Here is an 18,692-nt window from a genome sequence, read left to right as displayed (position 1 = left end):
CGGACCTGACGTCCGATGACGCGCTCGACGCCGCGCTGGAGGCGTTGCTGCTGGTGGTGGACGTGCCCGCCGGTGAGGAACTGCTGGCCGACACCCTGGAGCAGCCGGTCCGGCGGATCCGCCAGGCGCTGCGGCGGCTGTCCGAGAGCTACGCCGAAGCCGAGCGCGGCATCGACCTGCGCCGCGTCGGCGACGGGTGGCGGTTCTACACGCGGGAGACCTACGCGCCCTACGTCGAGCGCTACCTGCTCGACGGGCAGCGCTCGAAGCTGACCCGCGCCGCGCTGGAGACGCTGGCCGTCATCGCCTACCGGCAGCCCGTGACCCGATCGCGGGTGGCGGCCGTACGGGGTGTGAACGTCGACGGCGTCATCCGTACCCTGGTGGGGCGCGGCCTTATCGAAGAGGCCGGGACCGACCCGGAGACGGGCGGCAACCTGTACTGCACGACGGAGCTGTTCCTGGAGCGGCTGGGCCTGTCGTCGCTGAAGGATCTGCCGCCGCTCGCCCCATTGCTGCCCGAAGTGGATTCGATCGATGACGTCTGAGAACCGCCCGTCCAACGCCGCCGAGGAAGGCGTGCGCCTGCAGAAAGTGCTGTCCCAGGCCGGTGTGGCCTCGCGGCGCGCGGCCGAGGAGATGATCGTCGAGGGGCGCATCGAGGTCAACGGCGAGGTCGTCATGGAACTCGGTCGCCGCGTCGACCCGGCGACCGCGGTGATCCACGTCGACGGCAGCCGGATCATGGTCAACAACAACCTGACCCACCTGCTGCTCAACAAGCCGCGCGGCATCCTGTGCACCATGTCCGACGACAAGGGGCGCCCGTGCATCGGTGACTACCTGCGGGAGCGCGAGGGCAAGCTGTTCCACGTCGGGCGGCTGGACCAGGACACCGAGGGCCTGCTGCTGATCACCAACGACGGCGAGCTGGCCAACCGGCTGATGCACCCGTCCTACCAGGTGCGCAAGACCTACATGGCCGAGGTCATCGGCCCGGTCCCGAAGGAGCTGGGCCAGCAGCTGCGCGACGGCGTGGAGCTGGAGGACGGTCTGGTGAAGGTGGACCGCTTCAAGGTCGTCGACACCAACCAGAACCGCGCGCTGGTCGAGATCGTGCTGCACGAGGGCCGCAACCGCATCGTGCGTCGACTGCTCAAGCACGTCGGTCACCCGGTGCAGCGCCTGGTGCGCACCCGCATCGGCGACGTCCGCCTGACCACGGAGCGCCAGGGCGCGATCCGTCCGCTCAACCAGCAGGAAGTCGGCTCGCTGTACCGCATCGTCGGCATGTGATCCGCGCAGTGCAAGAGGCCGCCGAGCTCCTCGGAGATCGGCGGCCTCTTCGCCTTCTCAGGCCTTGGGGGTGGCGGTGCGCTTGACGAACAGGCGGGCCACCGGCTCCACGACCCGAGCCGCGACCGGGCCGAGGATCGCCATCAGCAGCACGTAGGCCGTGGCCAGCGCGGCCAGTTCACCGGACACCGCGCCCGAGGCCACCGCCAGTCCGGCGATGACGATGGAGAACTCACCGCGCGCCACCAGCGCGGCACCGGCCCGGGCTCGACCCATCCGGCCCACGCCCTGCATCTGCGCGGCGATCCAGCCGGTGAGGATCTTCGTCGCCGCGGTGATCACCGCCAGCGCCAGCGCCACCGGCAGCACCGGCGGGATCTCTGCGGGGTCGGTGTTCAACCCGAACACCACGAAGAACAGCGCGGCGAACAGGTCGCGCAGCGGCTCCAGCATCCGGGTGGCGTTCGCCGCGGTCGAACCGGAGATCGCGATGCCCAGCAGGAACGAGCCGACCGCGGCCGAGACCTGCAGCTCGGAGGCGATGCCTGCGACCAGCAGGGCCGAACCCAGCAGCCGCAGCAGGAAGACCTCGGGGTCCGGGCTGTCGATCAGCGCCGAGACGTACTTGCCGAACTTCAGCGCGATCACCAGCACCAGGGTGATCACCACCAGCGACACCCCGACCGCGGTGAGCCCGCCGAGGAAGCTGACCCCGGCCAGCAGGGCGGTCAGGATGGGCAGGTAGACGGCCATCGCCAGGTCTTCGAAGACCAGGATCGACAGGATCACCGGAGTTTCCCGGTTGCCCAGTCGACCCAGGTCCCCGAGGACCTTCGCGACGATGCCGGACGAGGAGATGTAGGTGACACCGGCCATGGTCAGCGCGCCGATCGGGCCCCAGCCCAGCATCAGCGCGACCACCGCGCCGGGAATCGCGTTGAGCGCGATGTCGATCAGGCCCGCTAACCACGAGCGGCGCAGCCCGGTGACCAGTTCGCCCGCGGAGTACTCCAGACCCAGCAGCAGCAGGAGGAGGACCACGCCGATCTCGGAGGCCAGGTGGGTGAACGGTTCTATGCCGTGGAGCGGGACCAGCCCACCCGTGCCGAACGCGAGTCCGCCCAGCAGGTAGAGCGGGATCGGGGAAACCCCGATTTTCCAGGCGAGCCTGCCGAGCACGCCGAGACCGAAGAAAACCGCGCCGAGCTCGATCAACGAGATCGCCGTGTCGTGCACCGTGGTGTTTCCTCTCGCGTGTTACTGCGTATGGAGTTGTCCTGTGGGATCAGCACGCGCGGAACGCCGTTGGCCACGCGTGTCCCGGTCGGTGACCGGGAAGGCGGAGCGGGCTGGGATCAGCCCTTCTCCAGGATTTCGCTGGCCGCCTTCAGGCCCGTGCTGGTGCCCACGACGACGACCAGGTCGCCGCCGGCGAACTCGAAGTCCGGGCGGGGCGAGGCGTGCACGGTGCCGTCGCGGACCACCGCGACGATCGACACCGACGTGCGGGTGCGCATCTCGGTGTCGCCGAGGCTGCGGCCGTCGTAGGGCGAACCCGGTGCGAGCGGCAGCTGCCAGGTGGTGACCCCGGTGACCTCGCGCTGCTGTTCGGAGAGCTTCGCGACCAGCTGCGGAGCGCCCAGCAGGTTCGCCAGTGCGCTGGTCTCGGCGGTGGTCAGGTCGACCGAGGCGGCGACCTTGTCCGGGTCTTCGTGGTCGGAGACGATCAGCTCGAACCGGCCGTCCCGGTAGGTGATCACACCGATGCGGTGGCCGGAGCGGGTGGTGAAGTCCTGCTGCGTGCCGAGTCCCGGCAGCGGAGTCACTGTTACGTCCACCCATCCACCATATTCGGTGATCCATCCCTTTCGTCCGCCAGTTCGGGTGGATCGGGATGCGATTGGGACCCGTGGCCGGGGACCAGGCAGAATGGACGGTTGGTCCGGCCGCTGGCCGGGTGCGGCGACGAGCAGGAGGAAGAGCACGTGGCACACGCCAAGCTCCGCGGTGTGGTGGCCCTCGACGGTCCGTCGGGCACCGGCAAGTCGACGGTGTCGCGCAAGTTGGCGTCGGCGCTGGGGGCGATCTACCTCGACACCGGTGCGATGTACCGCGCCGTGACGCTGGCCGTGCTGCGCGCGCAGGTCGAGCCGTCGGACGTGGCCGAGGTCGTGCGGGTGGTGCGCGCGGCTGAGCTGACCATGGGCACCGACCCGGAGCGGCCCTCGGTGCTGCTCGACGGTCAGGACGTCGGCCAGGAGATCCGCGGTCCCGAGGTGACCGGCGCGGTGTCGGCGGTGTCCGCGGTCGCCGAGGTGCGGGACCAGCTGGTCGCGCTGCAGCGCGAGCTGATCGGCCAGGCGCTGTCCGAGCCAGGCGGCATCGTGGTCGAAGGCCGCGACATCGGCACCGTCGTGGTGCCCGACGCCGGGCTGAAGGTCTACCTGACGGCTTCCTCGTCCGCCCGCGCTCAGCGGCGCACCGCCCAGGACGTCTCCGAGGGCCGGACCGGCGACCTGGACCGCACGCACGCCGACGTGCAGCGCCGGGACGCGTTGGACTCCGGGCGCAAGGTGGCGCCGCTGCGCAAGGCGGACGACGCGCTGGAGCTGGACACCACTGAACTGGACGTGGCGGGCGTGCTCGAGCAGCTGCACAAGCACGTCGAGAGCCGCGGCCTGCTGACCGACGGGGGACCGGCATGAGCGATCAGACGCTGCCCGAGGGTGCCTCGCCCCGGATGCACCGGTTCGGCCAGTGGATCTCGCGGCGGATCGTGCGGATTCCCTTCCGGGTGCACGTCCACGGGGTCGAGCGGATCCCGCGCACCGGCCCGGTGGTGATGGTGGCCAACCACAGCTCGCTGCTGGACGGGCCGCTGCTGATCGGAATGCTGCCGCGCAACGCGGTGTTCCTGATCAAGCAGGAGATGTTCAAGGGCCCGCTGGGCTGGTTCCTGCGCCAGATCGGGCAGATCGGGGTGCGGCGCGGTGAAGCCGACCGCACGCCGCTGCTGACCGCGGTGCGGGTCCTCAAGGCGGGCGGGCTGGTCGGGGTGTTCCCCGAAGGCACCCGCGGGTCCGGTGACGCGGAGAACGCGCAGCACGGCGCGGCCTGGTTGGCGCGGGCCTCCGGTGCCCAGGTGCTGCCGGTCGCCGTCCGGGGCACGCGGCGTCCGGAAGGGCGGGGCCGTAGGCTTCTGCCCAGGATCGACGTGCTGTTCGGCGAGCCGGTCGCGCTGCCCGCAGGCAAGGGCCGCACCGGCCTGGTCTCCGCGACCGAAGCGGTGCGCAACGAACTGGTCGAGCTGATCGCCGAACTGGACCGGCTGGTCGCCGACCACCGCGAAGACGATGTGAGAGGGAAACGAGCGTGACCGACGAGTCGCTGGAAGGCCTGGACGGCACGTGGTCCGACGAGACCGAGTGGGCCGAGTTCGACGGGGTCGCCGGCCCCGAGGACGCCGCACCGCCGGTTCCGCAGCCGGTGCTGGCCGTGGTCGGCCGCCCCAACGTGGGCAAGTCCACGCTGGTCAACCGGTTGCTGGGTCGTCGTGAGGCCGTCGTGCAGGACACCCCCGGAGTGACCCGAGACCGGGTGGCCTACGACGCGCTGTGGAACGGCCGCCGGTTCACGGTGGTCGACACCGGCGGCTGGGAGCCCGACGCCAAGGGGATGATGGCCTCGGTGGCCGCGCAGGCCGAGCTGGCCATGCACACCGCTGACGCGATCCTGCTGGTGGTCGACTCCCGCGTGGGCCCGACCGAGACCGAGGAAGCCGTGGCCAAGGTGCTGCGCCGCTCCAAGCGGCCGGTGCTGCTGGCCGCGAACAAGGTCGACGACCAGCGCGGGGTGGCCGACGTGCACTCCCTGTGGTCGCTGGGCCTGGGCGAGCCGATGCCGGTCAGCGCGCTGCACGGCCGCGGCTCCGGTGACCTGCTCGACGCCGTGCTGGAGGTCTTCCCGGAGACCCCGCGGGAGGTGTTCGGCGCCACCGGTGGGCCGCGGCGGGTCGCGCTGGTCGGCAAGCCGAACGTGGGCAAGTCGAGCCTGCTCAACAAGCTGACCGGCGAAGAGCGCTCGGTCGTGCACGACGAAGCGGGCACCACGGTCGACCCGGTCGACTCGCTGGTGGACCTGGGCGACGACACCTGGAAGTTCGTCGACACCGCGGGTCTGCGCAAGCGGGTCAAGACCGCCAGCGGCACCGAGTACTACGCCTCGCTGCGCACCAAGGCCGCCATCGAGGCCGCCGAGGTGGCCATCGTGCTCATCGACGGGTCCGAGCCGATCAGCGAGCAGGACCTGCGGGTGATCTCCATGGTCGAGGAGGCGGGCCGGGCGCTGGTCATCGCCTACAACAAGTGGGACAAGGTCGACGAGGACCGCCGCCACATGCTCGAGAAGGAGATCGACCGCGAGCTGGTCCGGGTGCGCTGGGCCGAGCGGGTCAACGTCTCGGCCAAGACCGGTCGTGCGGTGGCCAAGCTCGCGCCGACGCTGCGCACCGCGCTGGACTCGTGGGACACCCGCGTGCCCACCGGCCGGTTGAACGGCTGGCTGTCCGAGCTGGTCGCGGCCAACCCGCCGCCGGTGCGCGGCGGCAAGCAGCCGAAGATCCTGTTCGCCACCCAGGCGCAGACCCGGCCGCCGACGTTCGTGCTGTTCACCACCGGTTTCCTGGAGCCCGGCTACCGGCGCTTCCTGGAGCGCAAGCTGCGCGAGACCTTCGGGTTCGTCGGCAGCCCGGTGCGGATCTCGGTGCGGGTCCGCGAGCGCAAGGGCAAGGACGGGCGCCGCTGAGCGGGGTCTGCCCGACCGCTGATCACGGTGGGCCGGGTGGTGTGCGCGCTGCGTGCGCACCACCCCGCTAGTCTGCTGACCAACCCTTTCGGAGCTAGGGGAGGTGGCCGAGAGGTGCAGGCGGACGACCGCGGGGAACCGGTCCGGGTGGTGCTGGCCGACGACGAGTCGATGCTTCGTCGCGGCTTGCGCCTGCTGCTGGAGAGCAGCGGCACGATCCGTGTGGTCGCCGAGGCCGGCGACGGGAACGAGCTGCTCGCTGCGGTGCGCAGCCATCGCGTGGACGTGGCGCTGATCGACGTGCAGATGCCCGGCAAGGACGGGCTGTCCGCGCTGCGCGATCTGGTGGCGCTGCCGGACCCGCCGGCGGCGGCGGTGCTGACCACGTTCGACCTGGACGACTACGTGTCCGACGCGCTGCGGCACGGCGCCAGCGGGTTCCTGCTCAAGGACGCCGACCCGGCGATGCTGGTCCGGGCGGTGCACGACCTGGCGGCCGGTGGCGCGGTGCTGGATCCGCGGATCACCGCGCGGCTGCTGCCCCGGTTGCGCGGCACGACCGGCAACTCGCGCGAGATCCAGCTGGTGCGTGGCCTGTCCGCTCGGGAGCGGCAGGTTCTGGAGCTGCTGGCCGACGGGCGTTCCAACGCCGACATCGGGCTGCGGCTCGGGCTGACCGAAGCCACCGTGAAGAGCTACGTGTCGACCGTGCTGAGCAAGCTCGGCGCGCAGAACCGCGTGCAGGCCGCGCTGATCGCCCAGCGCGTCGCGGACGTGGGCAACCACTGGTGAGCGCTGTGCGGTGGCGTGTTCTCGTCCTTGAGGCGCTGGCCGTCGCGATCCCGGCCGCCGCGGTGCTGGCGACGCCGGACCCGTTCGGCTACGCGGTGGTGTCCGGGGTGGTCGCGGCGTTCCTGCTGCCGTTGCGGAAGCGGTGGCCGCGCGTCGCGGTGCTGCTGTGCATGCCCGCGTTGGCGGGTGGTCTCGGTTGGCCCGCGACGATCGTGGCCCTGTTCGCGCTCGGCCGGGCCCAGCCGCAGGCCAGGTCGCTGATCGCCTGGGTGCTGCTGGCAGCCGGCGTGTCGGTCGCGCCGGTGCTGATCCTGCAGTCGCTGACTGCGGGCTCGGTGGTGCTGACCTTGGCGTACGTGCTGCTGGCGGCTGGTGCACCGGTCGCACTGGGCGCGCTGGTGTCGCTGCGGCAGCAGCTGGCGGAGAGCCTGCGGCGGTTGGAGGAGGCCACTGCGGCGGAGCTGGAGGCGAAGGCGGAGACCGCGCGTGCCGACGAGCGGTCGCGCATCGCTCGGGAGATCCACGACGCCGTCGGGCACCACGTCACCTTGATCGCGGTCGAGTCGGCTGCGCTCAGCGCGACCACCGCGGATCCCGCCGCGCAGGAGACGGCGAGTCGGTTGCGCGGGTTGGCGAAGCAGGCGCTGGACGAGATGCGCGCGACGCTCGGGTTGGGCAGCACCGGTCGGGCTCGGTTGGACACCATTCCGGAGCTGGTCGGGCACGCCCGCGCTGCCGGGGTGGAAGTGGAGCTGGCGCGCGAGGTGAGCGATCCCGATGTGCCGCCCGCGGTGGAGCGGGCCGCTTACCGGGTCGTGCAGGAAGCACTGACCAACGCCTCCAAGCACGCGCCGGGCTCGGTGATCACGGTGGATCTGGAGAGCCGAGCGGGCGCGCTGCACATCGTCGTCACCAACAGCGCGCCGCGCGGGCGCACCGTCGACGTGGGCAGCGGTGGTTCGGGGCTGGCCGGGTTGTCGGAGCGGGTGCGGATGGCCGGTGGCCAGCTCGACGCCCGGCCGTCCGACGACGGTGGGTTCCGGTTGACCGCGGTCCTGCCGAAGCAGCGCTGAACCGGAGCGGGGCTGAGCCCGTGCCAGTCCCGAACCGTATGCTGGCCGCACGCCCGGCAGCGATGAACTCCGAACTTGGGAGCGTGCATGCGTGGTATCCAATTGCCCGGCGGAGCGGAACTGCCGGTGCTCGGGCAGGGCACTTGGGGCATGGGGGAGCGGCGCGGGCAGAAGGCGGCCGAGGTGGCTGCGCTGCGACGCGGGATGGATCTGGGACTCGGGCTGATCGACACCGCCGAGATGTACGGCGGCGGCGGTGCTGAAGAGGTCGTCGGTGCTGCGATCTCGGGGCGCCGGGACGAGGTCTTCCTGGTCAGCAAGGTCTACCCGCACAACGCGAGCCGTCGCGGCGCCATCGAGGCCTGCGAGCGGAGCCTGCGGCGGCTCGGTACCGATCACCTCGACCTCTACCTGCTGCACTGGCGCGGCAGCACGCCGCTGGCCGAGACGCTGGACGCGTTCGAGCAGCTGCGGGCCGACGGCAAGATCAAGCGCTTCGGCGTGAGCAACTTCGACGCGGAGGACGTCGTCGAGCTGTTCGCCAGCGACCTCGGCAGGCAGTCGGCGACCAACCAGGTGCTCTACAACCTGACCCGGCGCGGCATCGAGGTGGACCTGCTGCCGTGGTGCCGGGAGCAGCGGCTGCCGGTGATGGCGTACTCGCCGATCGAGCAGGGCCGCCTGCTCGGCGAACCGGTGCTGAACCGGGTCGCCGAACGCCACGCGGCGACGCCGGCGCAGATCGCGATCGCCTGGGTGCTGGCGCAGGACGGGGTCTGCGCGATCCCGAAGGCCGCCACCCCGGAGCACGTCGACCAGAACCGGGCGGCGCTGGACATCGAGCTGACCGCCGAGGACCTGGCCGAGCTCGACGCGGCCTTCCCGGCGCCGGAGCACCCGGTCCCGCTGGAAATCCTCTGACGACGTCGTGAGTGCGCAGCCGGGCTCGAGCGCACCTGCGCACTCACGACCGCATTAGCGCGCGAGCGACTTGCGGAGGAAGTCGACCTGCAGGAGCAGGAGGTTCTCGCTGGTCGTCTCGTCGGTGGGCATGTGGCTGACGCCCGGCAGCGGCAGGACCGTGTGCGGTCGGGCCGCTGCGGTGAGGGCCGCAGACAGGCGCAGGGCGTGGGCCAGGACCACGTTGTCGTCCACCGTGCCGTGCACGATCAGCATCGGGCGGTCCAGCTTCGGGGCGTCGGCGAGCAGCGAGTTCGCCTCGTAGACCTCCGGTGCTTCGTTCGGGTCGCCGAGGTAGCGCTCGGTGTAGTGGGTGTCGTACAGGCGCCAGTCGACCACTCCGGCGCCGACCACCGCGGCGTGGAAGACGTCCGGGCGGCGCAGCACGGCCAGGGCCGAGAGGTAGCCGCCGAACGACCAGCCGCGGATGGCCACCCGGTCGAGGTCCAGCTCCGGGTGCTGCTCGGCCGCCGCGTGCAGCGCGTCGACCTGGTCCTGCAGCGGCGGGTTGGCCAGGTCACCGGCGATGGCGCGGTCCCAGTCCGGTCCGCGACCGGCCATGCCCCGGCCGTCGGTGACCAGCACCGCGAAGCCCTGGTCGGCGAACCACTGCGAGGTCAGGAAGCCCTGCTGGCGGGACAGCACCCGCTGCGAGTGCGGGCCGCCGTAGGGGTCCAGCAGCACCGGCAGCGGACCGTCCGAGGGCTGGTAGCCGTTGGGCAGCAGCAGCGCGCTGCACAGCTCGCGGTCGCCGAGGCGCAGCAGCTCGACGTTGAGGTCCATGCCGTGGGCCTCGGCGCGGCTGGCGATCTCGGCGATCTCCTGGCCGTTGCGCCGCACGCGCACGCGGGTGCCCGCCTCGCCGAGCGTGGAGCTGGCGACCACCAGCACCTCGCCGGAGCGGGTGCCGACGTGCACGCCGGGCTCGGTGGTCAGCGCTTCGGCGCCGGCTTGGGTGACCCGGTAGAGGTGCACCTGCGTCGGGTCCTGCTCGGAGGCGGAGACCACGATGCCGTCGTCGGCGATGTCCACGATGCTGCGAACCTGCAGCGGTGCCGACGTCCACGGCCGGTCGCCGACGACGAGCCGGTACGCGCCCTCCTCGGCGCTGATGCGCACCAGGCGTCCGTCCGGGGTCCAGGCGGGCCAGCCCGGCTTGATCTCCACCCAGTGCGGGTCGGTGTCTCGGTGCACCTCGGTGGTGCGGCCGGTGCTCGGGTCGACCGAGAGGACCAGCTGGGTGCGCTGGTCGCGGGTCTGCACGGCGATCAGCGGGCTGCCGTGCTGCGACCAGTGCGCGGTGACCAGGTACGGGAACGCCTCGCGGTCCCACTCGACCGGGACGCGGTCGCCGTCGAGGTCGACCAGCGCCAGGGACACCTCGGCGTTCGCGGTCCCGGCCGCCGGGTAGCGCATCGGGGTCGGCTCGCGCGCCGGGTCGTTCGGGTCGCCGAGATACCAGTTCCGCACCGGGGATTCGTCCACCCGGGCCGCCAGCAGCCGCGAGCCGTCGGGCGCCCACCAGTAGCCGCGGAAGCGGCCCATCTCCTCGGCGGCGATGAATTCCGCTGCGCCCCAGGTGATGTTCGCGCCGTCGGGTTCGACCAGCGCGCGGTCACCGGAACCGTCCACATCGATCACGCGCAGCGCACCACCGGACACGTAGGACACGCGTCGGCCGTCGGGGTCCAGGCGGGGGTCGGCGACGGGCCGGCGCACCGGGAGCTCGCGGGTCTCGCCCGTCGCGACGGCGGTGTGGAAGAGCCGACCGGACAACATGAAGACGACCGAGCTCCCCTCGCGGTCGGCCGCGTAGCCGGTGATGCCGCCCGCGCGTTCCCGCGCGCGTTCGCGGCGGGCCTGCTCCTCGGGGGTGACTTCGTCGTTCTCCTGCAGCGCCGCCGGATCGGCCAGCACTCGCTCCTGACCGGTCGCGGTGTCCAGCGCCCACAGGGAGTTGCGGGGATCGGTGCCGCTGGCCGAGCGGAGGAACAGCACCGTCGCACCATCGCCGGTGGCGGTGAAGTTCCGGGGAGCGCCGAGGGTGAAGCCCTGAGTCCGGGCGCTGCGGCGGGGGAATGACGCGGACGACATGGATCCAGCCTGCCATTCGCGGACCGCTGCGGTGCGAGCAGGTTCCGATCTGCCACGCGGACGGATTATTCGTCGGTGTGTCGGGCGGGGGTGCGGTCCGGCGCCGAACCTACCTTCGAGGCGAATCTTCAAGGACCGCAGCGGCTTCCGGTGTTCGACCGGGGCCGCCGAGACGGATGAGACCTGCCATGTACCTGTCGATGGTGGTGCCGTGCTTCAACGAGGAGCTCGGACTGCAACGGTTCCACGACGCGCTGGTCGCAGCGCTGTCCGAAGGCGTCCGGGATTACGAGGTGATCCTGGCAGGTCGTTGACCTGCGAATTTCGTGATCGGACATGATACGAACTGATTGGTCAGTACAGGCTGTTGTCCTTGCTATACCTCCTTTTTTCGAGATTCAGACTGGTCATGGTCGGACACGGAGGTACGACGCTGCGTCCCACGCTGCGTCCCACGCGGAAGATCGCGTCCCACGATGTGTAGCTTGCCCATCTCTTCATCCCCAAGAGCGGCTAGCACTCGGCTACGGGCTGCTTCCGATCTGTGCACATAGGTCAGGCTCTGCTCAAGCTTGCTGTGTCCAAGCAACCGCGAAAGCTCGAAAGCGTCGACGCCAGCATCGGCGAGACGGGTGCCGTAGGAGTGGCGGAAGGTATATGGCGAGACCCCTGACGGCAACTTCGCGCGCACGGCCCCGCGATGTACGACGTGGTAGAAGTTGTTCAAGTCCAGAACATTCCCGTTTGGTTGCCGGAAGGCAAGGTCTGATCGGCAGGCTTTCCCGGCCAAATGTGGCAAGCAGCAACCTGAGCCTGTGGGCGTCTCACGTTCCCATTTCACAAGCAGCTCCTGCGCGCGTGCTGTCAACGGGATCTCCCGGACATCGTCGTCCTTCGGGTAGGACTTAATCGCCTTGCCGGTCCATACTTGCGCGACAACGAGCCAGCCATCCTCAACGTGGTCGCGATGGAGACCAGCAAGTTCGCCCGGGCGAAGGCCCGTATCCCACAAGAACTCGACAGCCTCGCGATAGCGCTCCGTATGCATGGCTTGCAGGAGCGTCGAAAACCGGTCAGCTTCGAGATGGAGACGACGAGTCTTGGGTGGCCGAGGGATCTTAATCGACACGCATGGGTTGGCTTCCAAGATGCCGCGATCAACGGCTGCGATGATCGACGTGCGGAACAAGCTGTAAACACGCAGCAGGAAACCCTGTGTCTGAACCGTCTGGCGAAGCTCGTTCACCCAATCCTGGATCATGCGCCTTGAGATCCTGTTGAGTGGCACGTCTCCCCACGGCTGGTAGAGGTGTTTGTTGAACACCTTGCGCTCGGATTCCTTGGTGCTGTCTTCCAGTTGCCTTGTCGGCCACCAGATGTCACACCAGTCGCCCCACTTCAACGAAGCGGATAGCGCTCCATCCGTCGCTAGTGTCGCCCGCCGCCGCGCCCGGACCTCGGCCTCCTGCGCGGCGTCTAGGGCGTCTTTCTTGCGGGGAAATGTTCCCTGGACACGTCGCTTGCGCCCTTCCGCGTCATAGTAGAGGCCACGCCAGTTGCCGCTGGGAAGCTTCTCCGTGCTCGCCATAATCGATCACCCGGAACTTTCGGTGCGCTCGCCCTCGGCCACCTTGCGGCCACCGTCGGACTGCGTATGCAGCTGCTGTTGCTGCTTGCCCAGCTCACGGGCGACGCTGCGGATCAGATCGACCTTCTGGAACTGCGCGACGATCTCGGCGACGACTTCGCTCTTGGCCGAATCCATCCGGGCCTGCATCTCGTCGTTGACCCGTTCCATGCGCAGGTTGATCGTGTCCCGGACGGTTTGCTGGATACTCACGGTCATGAAACCGACCCAGGTAAGGGCAATCGCGACTAGGCCGAAACCGCGTACTGATGAAGGCAACTCGCCAGGAAGAAGCACCAGGGACGCGGCGTATGCGCCAGTCACAAGAATGGCCGCTGTCAGGAGGATGTACTTCGTAGTCCTCATGGGCCGGTAACCCCCTCCGCCGGGCACGTTCCCGGCGAACCGTCACGCCCCGCGGTCGTGGAGCGGGGTGTTGTTGTGTGGTTGCGTAGGCGGCGGGTCGTCGTCCGACTGCTGCCGTGAAGGGTGGATCGATTGCGAGCGGATCTCGCCGGCCACCCGTGCCGAAAGCTCGATGAATCTTTCGGCACCCAAGGCTCGACAGGCTCCCAACAGCATGGTGTACCAGCCAAGCTCTTCGCTGGAATCCGGTTCCGGGCCGCCCACGCTGGGCGTGTCGTGCGGCCCCTCTTCTATGCGCGGCGCGGCACTGGGTGTTTCTGACCCGGGCTGTGGGACGCCGCGCTCGGCTTTGTTGTAGACGATGTCCCGCCAAGACCCCCGTTCCCACCACAGCCCGGTTTCCAGTGCGTCCAGAACCTTGCTGTCGTAGGCACCTTGGCGTTTGTTCTCGATGGCCCAAATGCGGTCGCGGTTGGGGCCCCCGTTTCGTTCGACTTCCACGGGGCCCCACCCGAGATCTTCCCGCCGCGCTCGAACGGCGCGGGCGAGGCGGTCCGCTGCTGCGTCGTCGAGCTTGATGCGTGCCATGCCAAGTAACGCTAACGCAGACATCGACGGACTTCAATGGAACCCGTAGAACTTCAACGTACTTCAACGTAGGTGATTGCGCTGTTCGGGCTACGTCCGTGACCTGATCGGCAACGGATTACCCCTTGATCGGGGGAGTTCTTCAACGTGTCCGCCAGGGTACAAAGTCCCGATTGCGTGCTGGGTAAGCGTCGTCTAGCTGGGGAAACCCTGGCTGCGGACGGTTCTCGACGGACATTAACGGACAAACTTTCACCTTCTGGGTGAATGTCCCACGTTACTTCGACGGATCCGTTGACGTTCGACGGCGTCCGACCTAGCTTTGGTGCATGTCCGAAGAAGTCCCCATCCACTCCCCGTGGATGACCGTCAGCCAGGTCGCCGCCTACGCCTCCCGATCAACAAAGACAGTGCTCAGGGCCCTGCAAGCCCGCCAGCTAGCGGGTTCCCAGCCAGTTCGTCGAGGCCACTGGCGCATCCATCGCGACGATGTCGACGCCTGGATTCGAGGAGACCGCCCCCAGCGTCGCCTGGGGCGCGCGTCGTAAAAGATCAACCAACGTCAACGTGCCCAAGGGGGAGGGCCGACATGATCGCCTTCACCGACGAACGTCTTGCAGCGCTCAGCGAAGTCGCAGAGGACCACATCGTGTTCCACACCGTCGACTCGCCCATCGAAGGATTCCGGCAGGTCAACGGCGCGGCGCTCTCGCTGCCCGAGCTGGCCACCCTGGCGACGCTGTGGCGCACCCAGCTGATCGCCACCCAGCAACCCCGCACCGTCTGCGAACGAGCCACCCGCCGAGTCACCCTGACTCCCGCCGGGCACGCCGCCCTCGCCGAATGGCGCACCCACGACGCGCACCACGGGAGGTGGGCGGCATGAACCCCAGCAACCCAGAGGACTACGTCGAGCTGTCGACCTACAACTGGACCCTCGCCGTCGACGACCTCGCCGACGACCAGCTCCGCGTGATCCACGTGCCCAACAACCTCGGCGACCGCGTCTGCGGCCTCTGCGACCACGCCGCCGGACACATCGCCTACCTGACCTGGGTCCAGAATCCCCACGTGGTCTCCCACGACGGCGGCGAGGACAACTGGACGAAGTGGGGCACGCTCTGCTGGACCTGCATGCTGGCGATCGTCGCCGCCGGCGGCCACCCCATCCCCGCACTGCGGGCCGAGCCATGATCCCCGTCGCCACCTGGTGGGACTTGCTGCCCGCCTTGGTGTTGTGCACCGTCGCGATCGCGTACTTCCTGCTCGCCGACGAAAAGTAGCCGTACGGGTGCCCACATGGCACTCGAATTCCTGCGACGCTGTGACCAGCAGCAACCGCACTCCTTCCTTTTCCCTTTGAACCCAGGGAATTCCCATGAGCAATTCACCCGCGGGCACCGTTGTGTCCGAATCCGTCAAGCAGGCCCTGTTCCTGCGGGCGCTGGCCTCGCACCTGACCGCCAACCCGGACCTGTGCCCGGTCAACGTCTGCGACTCGCTGGACCGGCCGGTGCTGCAGCTGCGCGCCTGGCACAGCGACGACGTGGCCCGGGACCTGGCGCGCTGGGCCGAATCCCTGCCGGACTCGCATCTGCGGGTCGAGTCGATCGAGGGCATGGCGTTCGTGTCCGTCGAGGCCGCGCTGTTCCGTCACGAGCTGAGCGTGTGGACCACGGTGCCCGGTCTGCTGGAAGTCCTCGGCGACGTCGACCACTTCCCGCCCGGCAAGCACCCGCTCGCCCTGGAAGTGCTGCGCGCGTACGCGGGCGTCGAACCGGGGGAGGCGGCATGAAGAACTCCGAGCGCCTGCAGGAGCTGGAAGCCCGCCTGGCCGCGTGGGAGAAGGCAACCGAGGACGCCATCGCCGACTTGCGGGGCTCCGTGGCCCTGGAGGGGGTGAAGGCCCGCAACGGCATCCACCTGCTCAACGAGCGGCTGAACCGCCTGGCGGCTCCCGCCGCGCGCCCGGAGGGCCCGACTGCCCGCGACGTCGACCGGAAGGTCCAGCACGTCCAGGACGAGCTGAAAACCGCCCTGATGCGCCAGGACCGGCACGTGCACAGCCTGTCCAACGACGTCTCTGACCTGCGGGACGAGGTCGAGTTCCTGACCAAGATCCTGCGCCGGATCGGCAACGCGATCGACATGGGCAACGAGGCGGCTGGCCGATGAACAGCCCGCAGCCCTACCGGGGTGCGCCGTGCGTGTTCTGCGAGCACGGGCACCGTACCCGGGAAGCATGCACCGCCGCCGGTTGCACCTGCCCCGGCAGCCGCAACTGGCACGACTGGGTCGTGGTCGACCTGGCCGTGCAGGGGCGCGGCGACCGCATCGGCCGACCGCTCACCCCCGTCGAGAAACGCGACGTCGCGCGGCGACTCGTCGCCCGCGGCGCGACCTGGGAACAGCTGGCCACCGCCGTGCGGCTCAGCGGTACCGCTCTGATCAAGCTGCTGGAAGAGGTGAACGTCAATGAGGAACGCGCTCACGCGGCCGGTTTCTGACCTGGGCACCTCGTACGGGGCCGACCCCGGTGGATGGCGTGCCAGCGCGGCCTGCAGGGGGGCCGACCCCGAACTGTTCCGGCAGCGCAGCCAGACCGAGCTGAAGACGTTTAAACACAAGCCGCAGGCGCACCCGAGCTTGCGGGAGGCGTACGGCTACTGCGGACGCTGCCCGGTCCGGGAGGAGTGCCTGGCGGATGCGCTGGCCGAGACCCAGTTCGCCCGAGTCGGGGTCTGGGGCGGCGTCCACTTCGGGTTCACCGAGGCCGAACGGAATCTCGCCCGCGCTCGTGAAGCCGCAGATCTGAAGTTCGCCCGCAAGGAAACAAGGAAGAGCGCATCATGAGCGACCCGTTCGACGCCCCGACCGAAGTGCAGCGGGACCGCTGGGGCCGTCCACTCGTCCACCCACCGGAGGGCAGCGGCAAGCCCGAGGGCTACACCCGCTGCACCACGTTCGTCGACGCGTTGGAGGACACCTACAACCTCACGCAGTGGGAGAAGCGGATGGTGGCCATCGGGCTCTCCGAGCGCGCCGACCTGCTGCTGGCGGTGGCCGCGCACCGCGACGACAAGAAGAAGCTCAACGAGGTCGCCAACGCCGCCAAGGAAGCGGCCAAGGCCAGCAGCGCCGCCACCACCGGCACCGCGCTGCACGCCCTGACCGAACGCGTGGACCGCGGCGAGCCGCTGCCCGCCCTGCCGGAAACCGCGCAGCGCGACATCGACGCATACCGGCGCGCCACCGTCGACCTCAACTCTGTCGCCATCGAGCAGTTCTGCGTCTACGACCCGTTCCGCATCGGCGGCACCCCGGACCGCGTCGTGGAGTACCGCGGGCAGCTGTACATCGCCGACGTCAAGACCGGCAGCATCGACTTCGGCGCGATGAAGATCGCCATGCAGCTGGGGGTGTACTCCCGCTCCACCCCGTACGACTTCCGCACCCACACGCGCGGCCAGTGGCCCCGCGACATCGACCAGGACCGCGGCATCGTGATCCACCTGCCCGCCGGAACCGGCCGCTGCGAACTGCGCTGGATCGACATCAGCAAGGGCTGGGACGCGGTGCTGGTCGCCAAGGCGGTGCGCGACTGGCGTGGTGAAAAGGACTGGTACGAGCCGTTTGAACAGGCCGCGATCGAGGCCGCCGCCACGGACTGGGCGGCGATGGTCGCCGAGGCCACCGCCGTCGAGCAGCTGCGCGACATCTGGGCCGCCGCTGACCTCGCCGGCGCGTACACCGACGAGCTGGACGCCCTGTGCAAGGCGCGCAAGCAGGAACTGGAGAGTGCAGCGTGATCGACCCAACCAAGATCGACGATGACCCGTTGCACGCCTGGGACTGGCGCGCCGATGCCCAACTCGCCGCCCACGAACTGGACCAGCACCCGAACTGGGACAACTTCGATCACGCCCGCAACACCATCGTCAACGTCCTGAACTACTGCTCCGAGACGCTGTTGCTCACGATCTCGATGTCGCCGGAGGAGCGGTACCGGGTCGCCGCTTACTACCAGTATCAGATCCAGCGGATTCTTCTGGAATCCCACGAATCCGACGCCGAGAACCCAGCAATCGCCGACGAGAACACCGAGAATGGTCCACACAGGACCGAGCCACAAGGCGAGTAACTGCCGCTGGTGCGGTCGCCCCGTCGACGAATTCCTTGACGAAGGCACCGGCCTGCGTCTCTACCTCGAACCCGATCCACTGCCCATCACCGCGGACCTGATGGCCCCGGAATACCGACACCGGGTCTACCAGTACATGGGTCCGCGCTTGGGATGGGCCCCGAAATTCGCCCCCGCCGGGCGGAACTGGCGGGAACTCCGGGAAATGCACGAGTGCCCCGGCATGCCCGCATCCAGAAAGACCTCCGCGTCACAAGGCGTGGCGGACCGAGCACGAGAGAAAGAACGATCATGAGCGATCAATTCGACGGACCCGGCAGCGCATCGGGAATCACCTGGGCCGACCTCAACGGGCGGCTGCTGCTGATCACCCCGCACGAGAAGGACGTCATGGTGAACACCGCGTTCGGCGAGAACTCCGCGGTGCGCGCCGACGTCGTGGTCCTCGACGGCCCCGACGCCGGCGAGGAGTACGCCGACACCCTCATTTTCCCGAAGGTCCTGCAGGGCCAGGTGAAGGGCAACGCGGGCACCGGTCGCATGAACCTGGGCCGCCTCGGGCAGGGACAGAAGAAGCCCGGCCAGTCCGCGCCGTGGATGCTCGGCGACCCCACCGACGCCGACAAGGAAGTGGCGCGCCGCTACCTGGCCAGCAAGACCCAGGCCCCGTTCTGATGACGTACGTCAAGGGCGACGAGGTGACGACCTACCACTACGTGGCTCACCTCAAGGTTGAACGTGTGGACCACGTCAAGAGCCCCGGGCTGCGCGTTCTCGAAGGCGCAGCACGAGACGTCAGCGAGATCGCATCCTTCGCGATCAAAGCTGACAGCCTCGCGAATCTGCGGACGAAACTCTCGGCGCACGTCACGCTGATCGACGAGTAGCGCGACAGTGTGGCCGCCCAGCCGGTAAGGGCGAGATCCAGCGCGCTAAGGCGAGATTGGGCGCG

Annotated in this window: 26 protein-coding genes; 20 read left to right on the top strand and 6 right to left on the bottom strand. The window is 69.2% G+C overall.

Annotated elements, in window-relative coordinates:
• Both scpB and OU415_RS02605 read left to right on the top strand, forming a co-directional pair.
• On the top strand, positions 1–548 hold a 548-nt coding region (gene scpB, locus OU415_RS02610), incomplete at its 5' end, for an SMC-Scp complex subunit ScpB (protein ID WP_270946871.1).
• On the top strand, positions 538–1,296 hold the full coding sequence (locus OU415_RS02605; protein ID WP_270946870.1) for a pseudouridine synthase: 759 nt from the start codon (positions 538–540) through the stop codon (positions 1,294–1,296). The genes scpB and OU415_RS02605, both read left to right, overlap by 11 nt.
• A gap of 57 nt (positions 1,297–1,353) precedes the next feature.
• Here the strand turns inward: OU415_RS02605 and OU415_RS02600 are convergent, their stop codons facing one another.
• Together OU415_RS02600 and OU415_RS02595 are read right to left on the bottom strand one after the other, a co-directional pair.
• Positions 1,354–2,532 carry a cation:proton antiporter gene (locus tag OU415_RS02600; protein WP_270946869.1) on the bottom strand — a complete coding sequence of 393 codons (1,179 nt, stop codon included), beginning with the start codon at positions 2,530–2,532 and terminating at the stop codon, positions 1,354–1,356.
• 119 nt (positions 2,533–2,651) lie between these two features.
• Positions 2,652–3,134 (bottom strand): cation:proton antiporter regulatory subunit, encoded by a 483-nt coding sequence (locus OU415_RS02595; RefSeq protein WP_270946868.1) that lies wholly within the window; start codon positions 3,132–3,134, stop codon positions 2,652–2,654.
• 147 nt (positions 3,135–3,281) lie between these two features.
• Between OU415_RS02595 and cmk the strand changes: the two genes are divergently transcribed.
• The 6 genes from cmk to OU415_RS02565 all read left to right on the top strand — a co-directional run bounded on the left by cmk (position 3,282) and on the right by OU415_RS02565 (position 8,885).
• Positions 3,282–4,001, top strand: coding sequence for a (d)CMP kinase (gene cmk, locus OU415_RS02590; RefSeq protein WP_270946879.1), 720 nt, complete (start codon positions 3,282–3,284; stop codon positions 3,999–4,001).
• Positions 3,998–4,672 (top strand): lysophospholipid acyltransferase family protein, encoded by a 675-nt coding sequence (locus OU415_RS02585; protein ID WP_270946867.1) that lies wholly within the window; start codon positions 3,998–4,000, stop codon positions 4,670–4,672. Before cmk ends, OU415_RS02585 begins: the two co-directional genes overlap by 4 nt.
• Positions 4,669–6,099: a ribosome biogenesis GTPase Der gene (der, locus tag OU415_RS02580; RefSeq protein WP_270946866.1), complete on the top strand. Its 1,431-nt coding sequence runs from the start codon at positions 4,669–4,671 to the stop codon at positions 6,097–6,099. The genes OU415_RS02585 and der overlap by 4 nt, the downstream gene beginning before the upstream one ends.
• Before the next feature lie 114 nt (positions 6,100–6,213).
• Positions 6,214–6,891, top strand: a complete 678-nt coding sequence (locus OU415_RS02575; protein ID WP_270946865.1) for a response regulator — start codon at positions 6,214–6,216, stop codon at positions 6,889–6,891.
• On the top strand, positions 6,888–7,964 hold the full coding sequence (locus OU415_RS02570) for a sensor histidine kinase (RefSeq protein ID WP_270946864.1): 1,077 nt from the start codon (positions 6,888–6,890) through the stop codon (positions 7,962–7,964). Before OU415_RS02575 ends, OU415_RS02570 begins: the two co-directional genes overlap by 4 nt.
• Before the next feature lie 87 nt (positions 7,965–8,051).
• On the top strand, positions 8,052–8,885 hold the full coding sequence (locus tag OU415_RS02565; protein WP_270946863.1) for an aldo/keto reductase: 834 nt from the start codon (positions 8,052–8,054) through the stop codon (positions 8,883–8,885).
• Between the two features lie 54 nt (positions 8,886–8,939).
• Here OU415_RS02565 and OU415_RS02560 read toward each other — a convergent pair whose 3' ends face one another.
• Positions 8,940–11,018, bottom strand: a complete 2,079-nt coding sequence (locus OU415_RS02560) for a S9 family peptidase (RefSeq protein WP_270946862.1) — start codon at positions 11,016–11,018, stop codon at positions 8,940–8,942.
• Between the two features lie 188 nt (positions 11,019–11,206).
• Here OU415_RS02560 and OU415_RS02555 point away from each other — a divergent pair, with 188 nt between their 5' ends.
• Complete coding sequence (locus OU415_RS02555) at positions 11,207–11,332, top strand: hypothetical protein (protein ID WP_270946861.1); 126 nt, start codon at positions 11,207–11,209, stop codon at positions 11,330–11,332.
• Between the two features lie 62 nt (positions 11,333–11,394).
• On the opposite strand, the gene OU415_RS02550 is transcribed toward OU415_RS02555, so the two are convergent.
• The 3 genes from OU415_RS02550 to OU415_RS02540 are packed head-to-tail and all read right to left on the bottom strand — an operon-like array spanning position 11,395 to position 13,599.
• On the bottom strand, positions 11,395–12,606 hold the full coding sequence (locus tag OU415_RS02550; protein ID WP_270946860.1) for a tyrosine-type recombinase/integrase: 1,212 nt from the start codon (positions 12,604–12,606) through the stop codon (positions 11,395–11,397).
• A gap of 6 nt (positions 12,607–12,612) precedes the next feature.
• Complete coding sequence (locus OU415_RS02545) at positions 12,613–13,011, bottom strand: hypothetical protein (RefSeq protein ID WP_270946859.1); 399 nt, start codon at positions 13,009–13,011, stop codon at positions 12,613–12,615.
• Between the two features lie 42 nt (positions 13,012–13,053).
• A complete protein-coding gene (locus tag OU415_RS02540) occupies positions 13,054–13,599 on the bottom strand; it encodes a hypothetical protein (RefSeq protein WP_270946858.1) in 546 nt (181 codons plus the stop codon).
• A gap of 329 nt (positions 13,600–13,928) precedes the next feature.
• Between OU415_RS02540 and OU415_RS38290 the strand changes: the two genes are divergently transcribed.
• The 11 genes from OU415_RS38290 to OU415_RS02490 all read left to right on the top strand — a co-directional run bounded on the left by OU415_RS38290 (position 13,929) and on the right by OU415_RS02490 (position 18,627).
• Positions 13,929–14,147 (top strand): helix-turn-helix domain-containing protein, encoded by a 219-nt coding sequence (locus OU415_RS38290; RefSeq protein WP_408641765.1) that lies wholly within the window; start codon positions 13,929–13,931, stop codon positions 14,145–14,147.
• A 41-nt stretch (positions 14,148–14,188) separates the two neighbouring features.
• Positions 14,189–14,485, top strand: a complete 297-nt coding sequence (locus OU415_RS02535) for a hypothetical protein (RefSeq protein WP_270946857.1) — start codon at positions 14,189–14,191, stop codon at positions 14,483–14,485.
• Positions 14,482–14,793: a hypothetical protein gene (locus OU415_RS02530; protein WP_270946856.1), complete on the top strand. Its 312-nt coding sequence runs from the start codon at positions 14,482–14,484 to the stop codon at positions 14,791–14,793. The genes OU415_RS02535 and OU415_RS02530 overlap by 4 nt, the downstream gene beginning before the upstream one ends.
• A gap of 184 nt (positions 14,794–14,977) precedes the next feature.
• On the top strand, positions 14,978–15,394 hold the full coding sequence (locus OU415_RS02525) for a hypothetical protein (RefSeq protein ID WP_270946855.1): 417 nt from the start codon (positions 14,978–14,980) through the stop codon (positions 15,392–15,394).
• Complete coding sequence (locus OU415_RS02520) at positions 15,391–15,774, top strand: hypothetical protein (RefSeq protein WP_270946854.1); 384 nt, start codon at positions 15,391–15,393, stop codon at positions 15,772–15,774. The genes OU415_RS02525 and OU415_RS02520 overlap by 4 nt, the downstream gene beginning before the upstream one ends.
• Positions 15,771–16,106, top strand: coding sequence for a hypothetical protein (locus OU415_RS02515; RefSeq protein ID WP_270946853.1), 336 nt, complete (start codon positions 15,771–15,773; stop codon positions 16,104–16,106). The genes OU415_RS02520 and OU415_RS02515 overlap by 4 nt, the downstream gene beginning before the upstream one ends.
• Positions 16,075–16,452, top strand: coding sequence for a WhiB family transcriptional regulator (locus OU415_RS02510; protein ID WP_270946852.1), 378 nt, complete (start codon positions 16,075–16,077; stop codon positions 16,450–16,452). Before OU415_RS02515 ends, OU415_RS02510 begins: the two co-directional genes overlap by 32 nt.
• Positions 16,449–17,408: a PD-(D/E)XK nuclease family protein gene (locus OU415_RS02505; protein WP_270946851.1), complete on the top strand. Its 960-nt coding sequence runs from the start codon at positions 16,449–16,451 to the stop codon at positions 17,406–17,408. Before OU415_RS02510 ends, OU415_RS02505 begins: the two co-directional genes overlap by 4 nt.
• Complete coding sequence (locus tag OU415_RS02500; RefSeq protein WP_270946850.1) at positions 17,405–17,740, top strand: hypothetical protein; 336 nt, start codon at positions 17,405–17,407, stop codon at positions 17,738–17,740. Before OU415_RS02505 ends, OU415_RS02500 begins: the two co-directional genes overlap by 4 nt.
• A gap of 291 nt (positions 17,741–18,031) precedes the next feature.
• On the top strand, positions 18,032–18,415 hold the full coding sequence (locus tag OU415_RS02495) for a hypothetical protein (protein WP_270946849.1): 384 nt from the start codon (positions 18,032–18,034) through the stop codon (positions 18,413–18,415).
• Complete coding sequence (locus OU415_RS02490; RefSeq protein ID WP_270946848.1) at positions 18,415–18,627, top strand: hypothetical protein; 213 nt, start codon at positions 18,415–18,417, stop codon at positions 18,625–18,627. Before OU415_RS02495 ends, OU415_RS02490 begins: the two co-directional genes overlap by 1 nt.
• Positions 18,628–18,692: the final 65 nt, after the last annotated feature.

Source organism: Saccharopolyspora oryzae (assembly GCF_027853915.1).
GTDB classification, from domain to species: domain Bacteria; phylum Actinomycetota; class Actinomycetes; order Mycobacteriales; family Pseudonocardiaceae; genus Saccharopolyspora; species Saccharopolyspora oryzae.
The sequence above is the reverse complement of the archived record's forward strand: the minus strand, read 5'-3'. Positions and strand labels throughout refer to the sequence as shown.

Bases quoted from the DNA above. Each gene is read 5' to 3' on its own strand.
- OU415_RS02605 (WP_270946870.1), top strand. From the start codon at position 538: ATGACGTCTGAGAACCGCCCGTCCAACGCCGCCGAGGAAGGCGTGCGC.
- OU415_RS02585 (WP_270946867.1), top strand. From the start codon at position 3,998: ATGAGCGATCAGACGCTGCCCGAGGGTGCCTCGCCCCGGATGCACCGG.
- OU415_RS02565 (WP_270946863.1), top strand. From the start codon at position 8,052: ATGCGTGGTATCCAATTGCCCGGCGGAGCGGAACTGCCGGTGCTCGGG.
- OU415_RS02560 (WP_270946862.1), bottom strand. From the start codon at position 11,018: ATGTCGTCCGCGTCATTCCCCCGCCGCAGCGCCCGGACTCAGGGCTTC.
- OU415_RS02555 (WP_270946861.1), top strand. From the start codon at position 11,207: ATGTACCTGTCGATGGTGGTGCCGTGCTTCAACGAGGAGCTCGGACTG.
- OU415_RS02550 (WP_270946860.1), bottom strand. From the start codon at position 12,606: ATGGCGAGCACGGAGAAGCTTCCCAGCGGCAACTGGCGTGGCCTCTAC.
- OU415_RS02545 (WP_270946859.1), bottom strand. From the start codon at position 13,011: ATGAGGACTACGAAGTACATCCTCCTGACAGCGGCCATTCTTGTGACT.
- OU415_RS02540 (WP_270946858.1), bottom strand. From the start codon at position 13,599: ATGGCACGCATCAAGCTCGACGACGCAGCAGCGGACCGCCTCGCCCGC.
- OU415_RS38290 (WP_408641765.1), top strand. From the start codon at position 13,929: ATGTCCGAAGAAGTCCCCATCCACTCCCCGTGGATGACCGTCAGCCAG.
- OU415_RS02535 (WP_270946857.1), top strand. From the start codon at position 14,189: ATGATCGCCTTCACCGACGAACGTCTTGCAGCGCTCAGCGAAGTCGCA.
- OU415_RS02530 (WP_270946856.1), top strand. From the start codon at position 14,482: ATGAACCCCAGCAACCCAGAGGACTACGTCGAGCTGTCGACCTACAAC.
- OU415_RS02525 (WP_270946855.1), top strand. From the start codon at position 14,978: ATGAGCAATTCACCCGCGGGCACCGTTGTGTCCGAATCCGTCAAGCAG.
- OU415_RS02520 (WP_270946854.1), top strand. From the start codon at position 15,391: ATGAAGAACTCCGAGCGCCTGCAGGAGCTGGAAGCCCGCCTGGCCGCG.
- OU415_RS02515 (WP_270946853.1), top strand. From the start codon at position 15,771: ATGAACAGCCCGCAGCCCTACCGGGGTGCGCCGTGCGTGTTCTGCGAG.
- OU415_RS02510 (WP_270946852.1), top strand. From the start codon at position 16,075: ATGAGGAACGCGCTCACGCGGCCGGTTTCTGACCTGGGCACCTCGTAC.
- OU415_RS02505 (WP_270946851.1), top strand. From the start codon at position 16,449: ATGAGCGACCCGTTCGACGCCCCGACCGAAGTGCAGCGGGACCGCTGG.
- OU415_RS02495 (WP_270946849.1), top strand. From the start codon at position 18,032: ATGAGCGATCAATTCGACGGACCCGGCAGCGCATCGGGAATCACCTGG.
- OU415_RS02490 (WP_270946848.1), top strand. From the start codon at position 18,415: ATGACGTACGTCAAGGGCGACGAGGTGACGACCTACCACTACGTGGCT.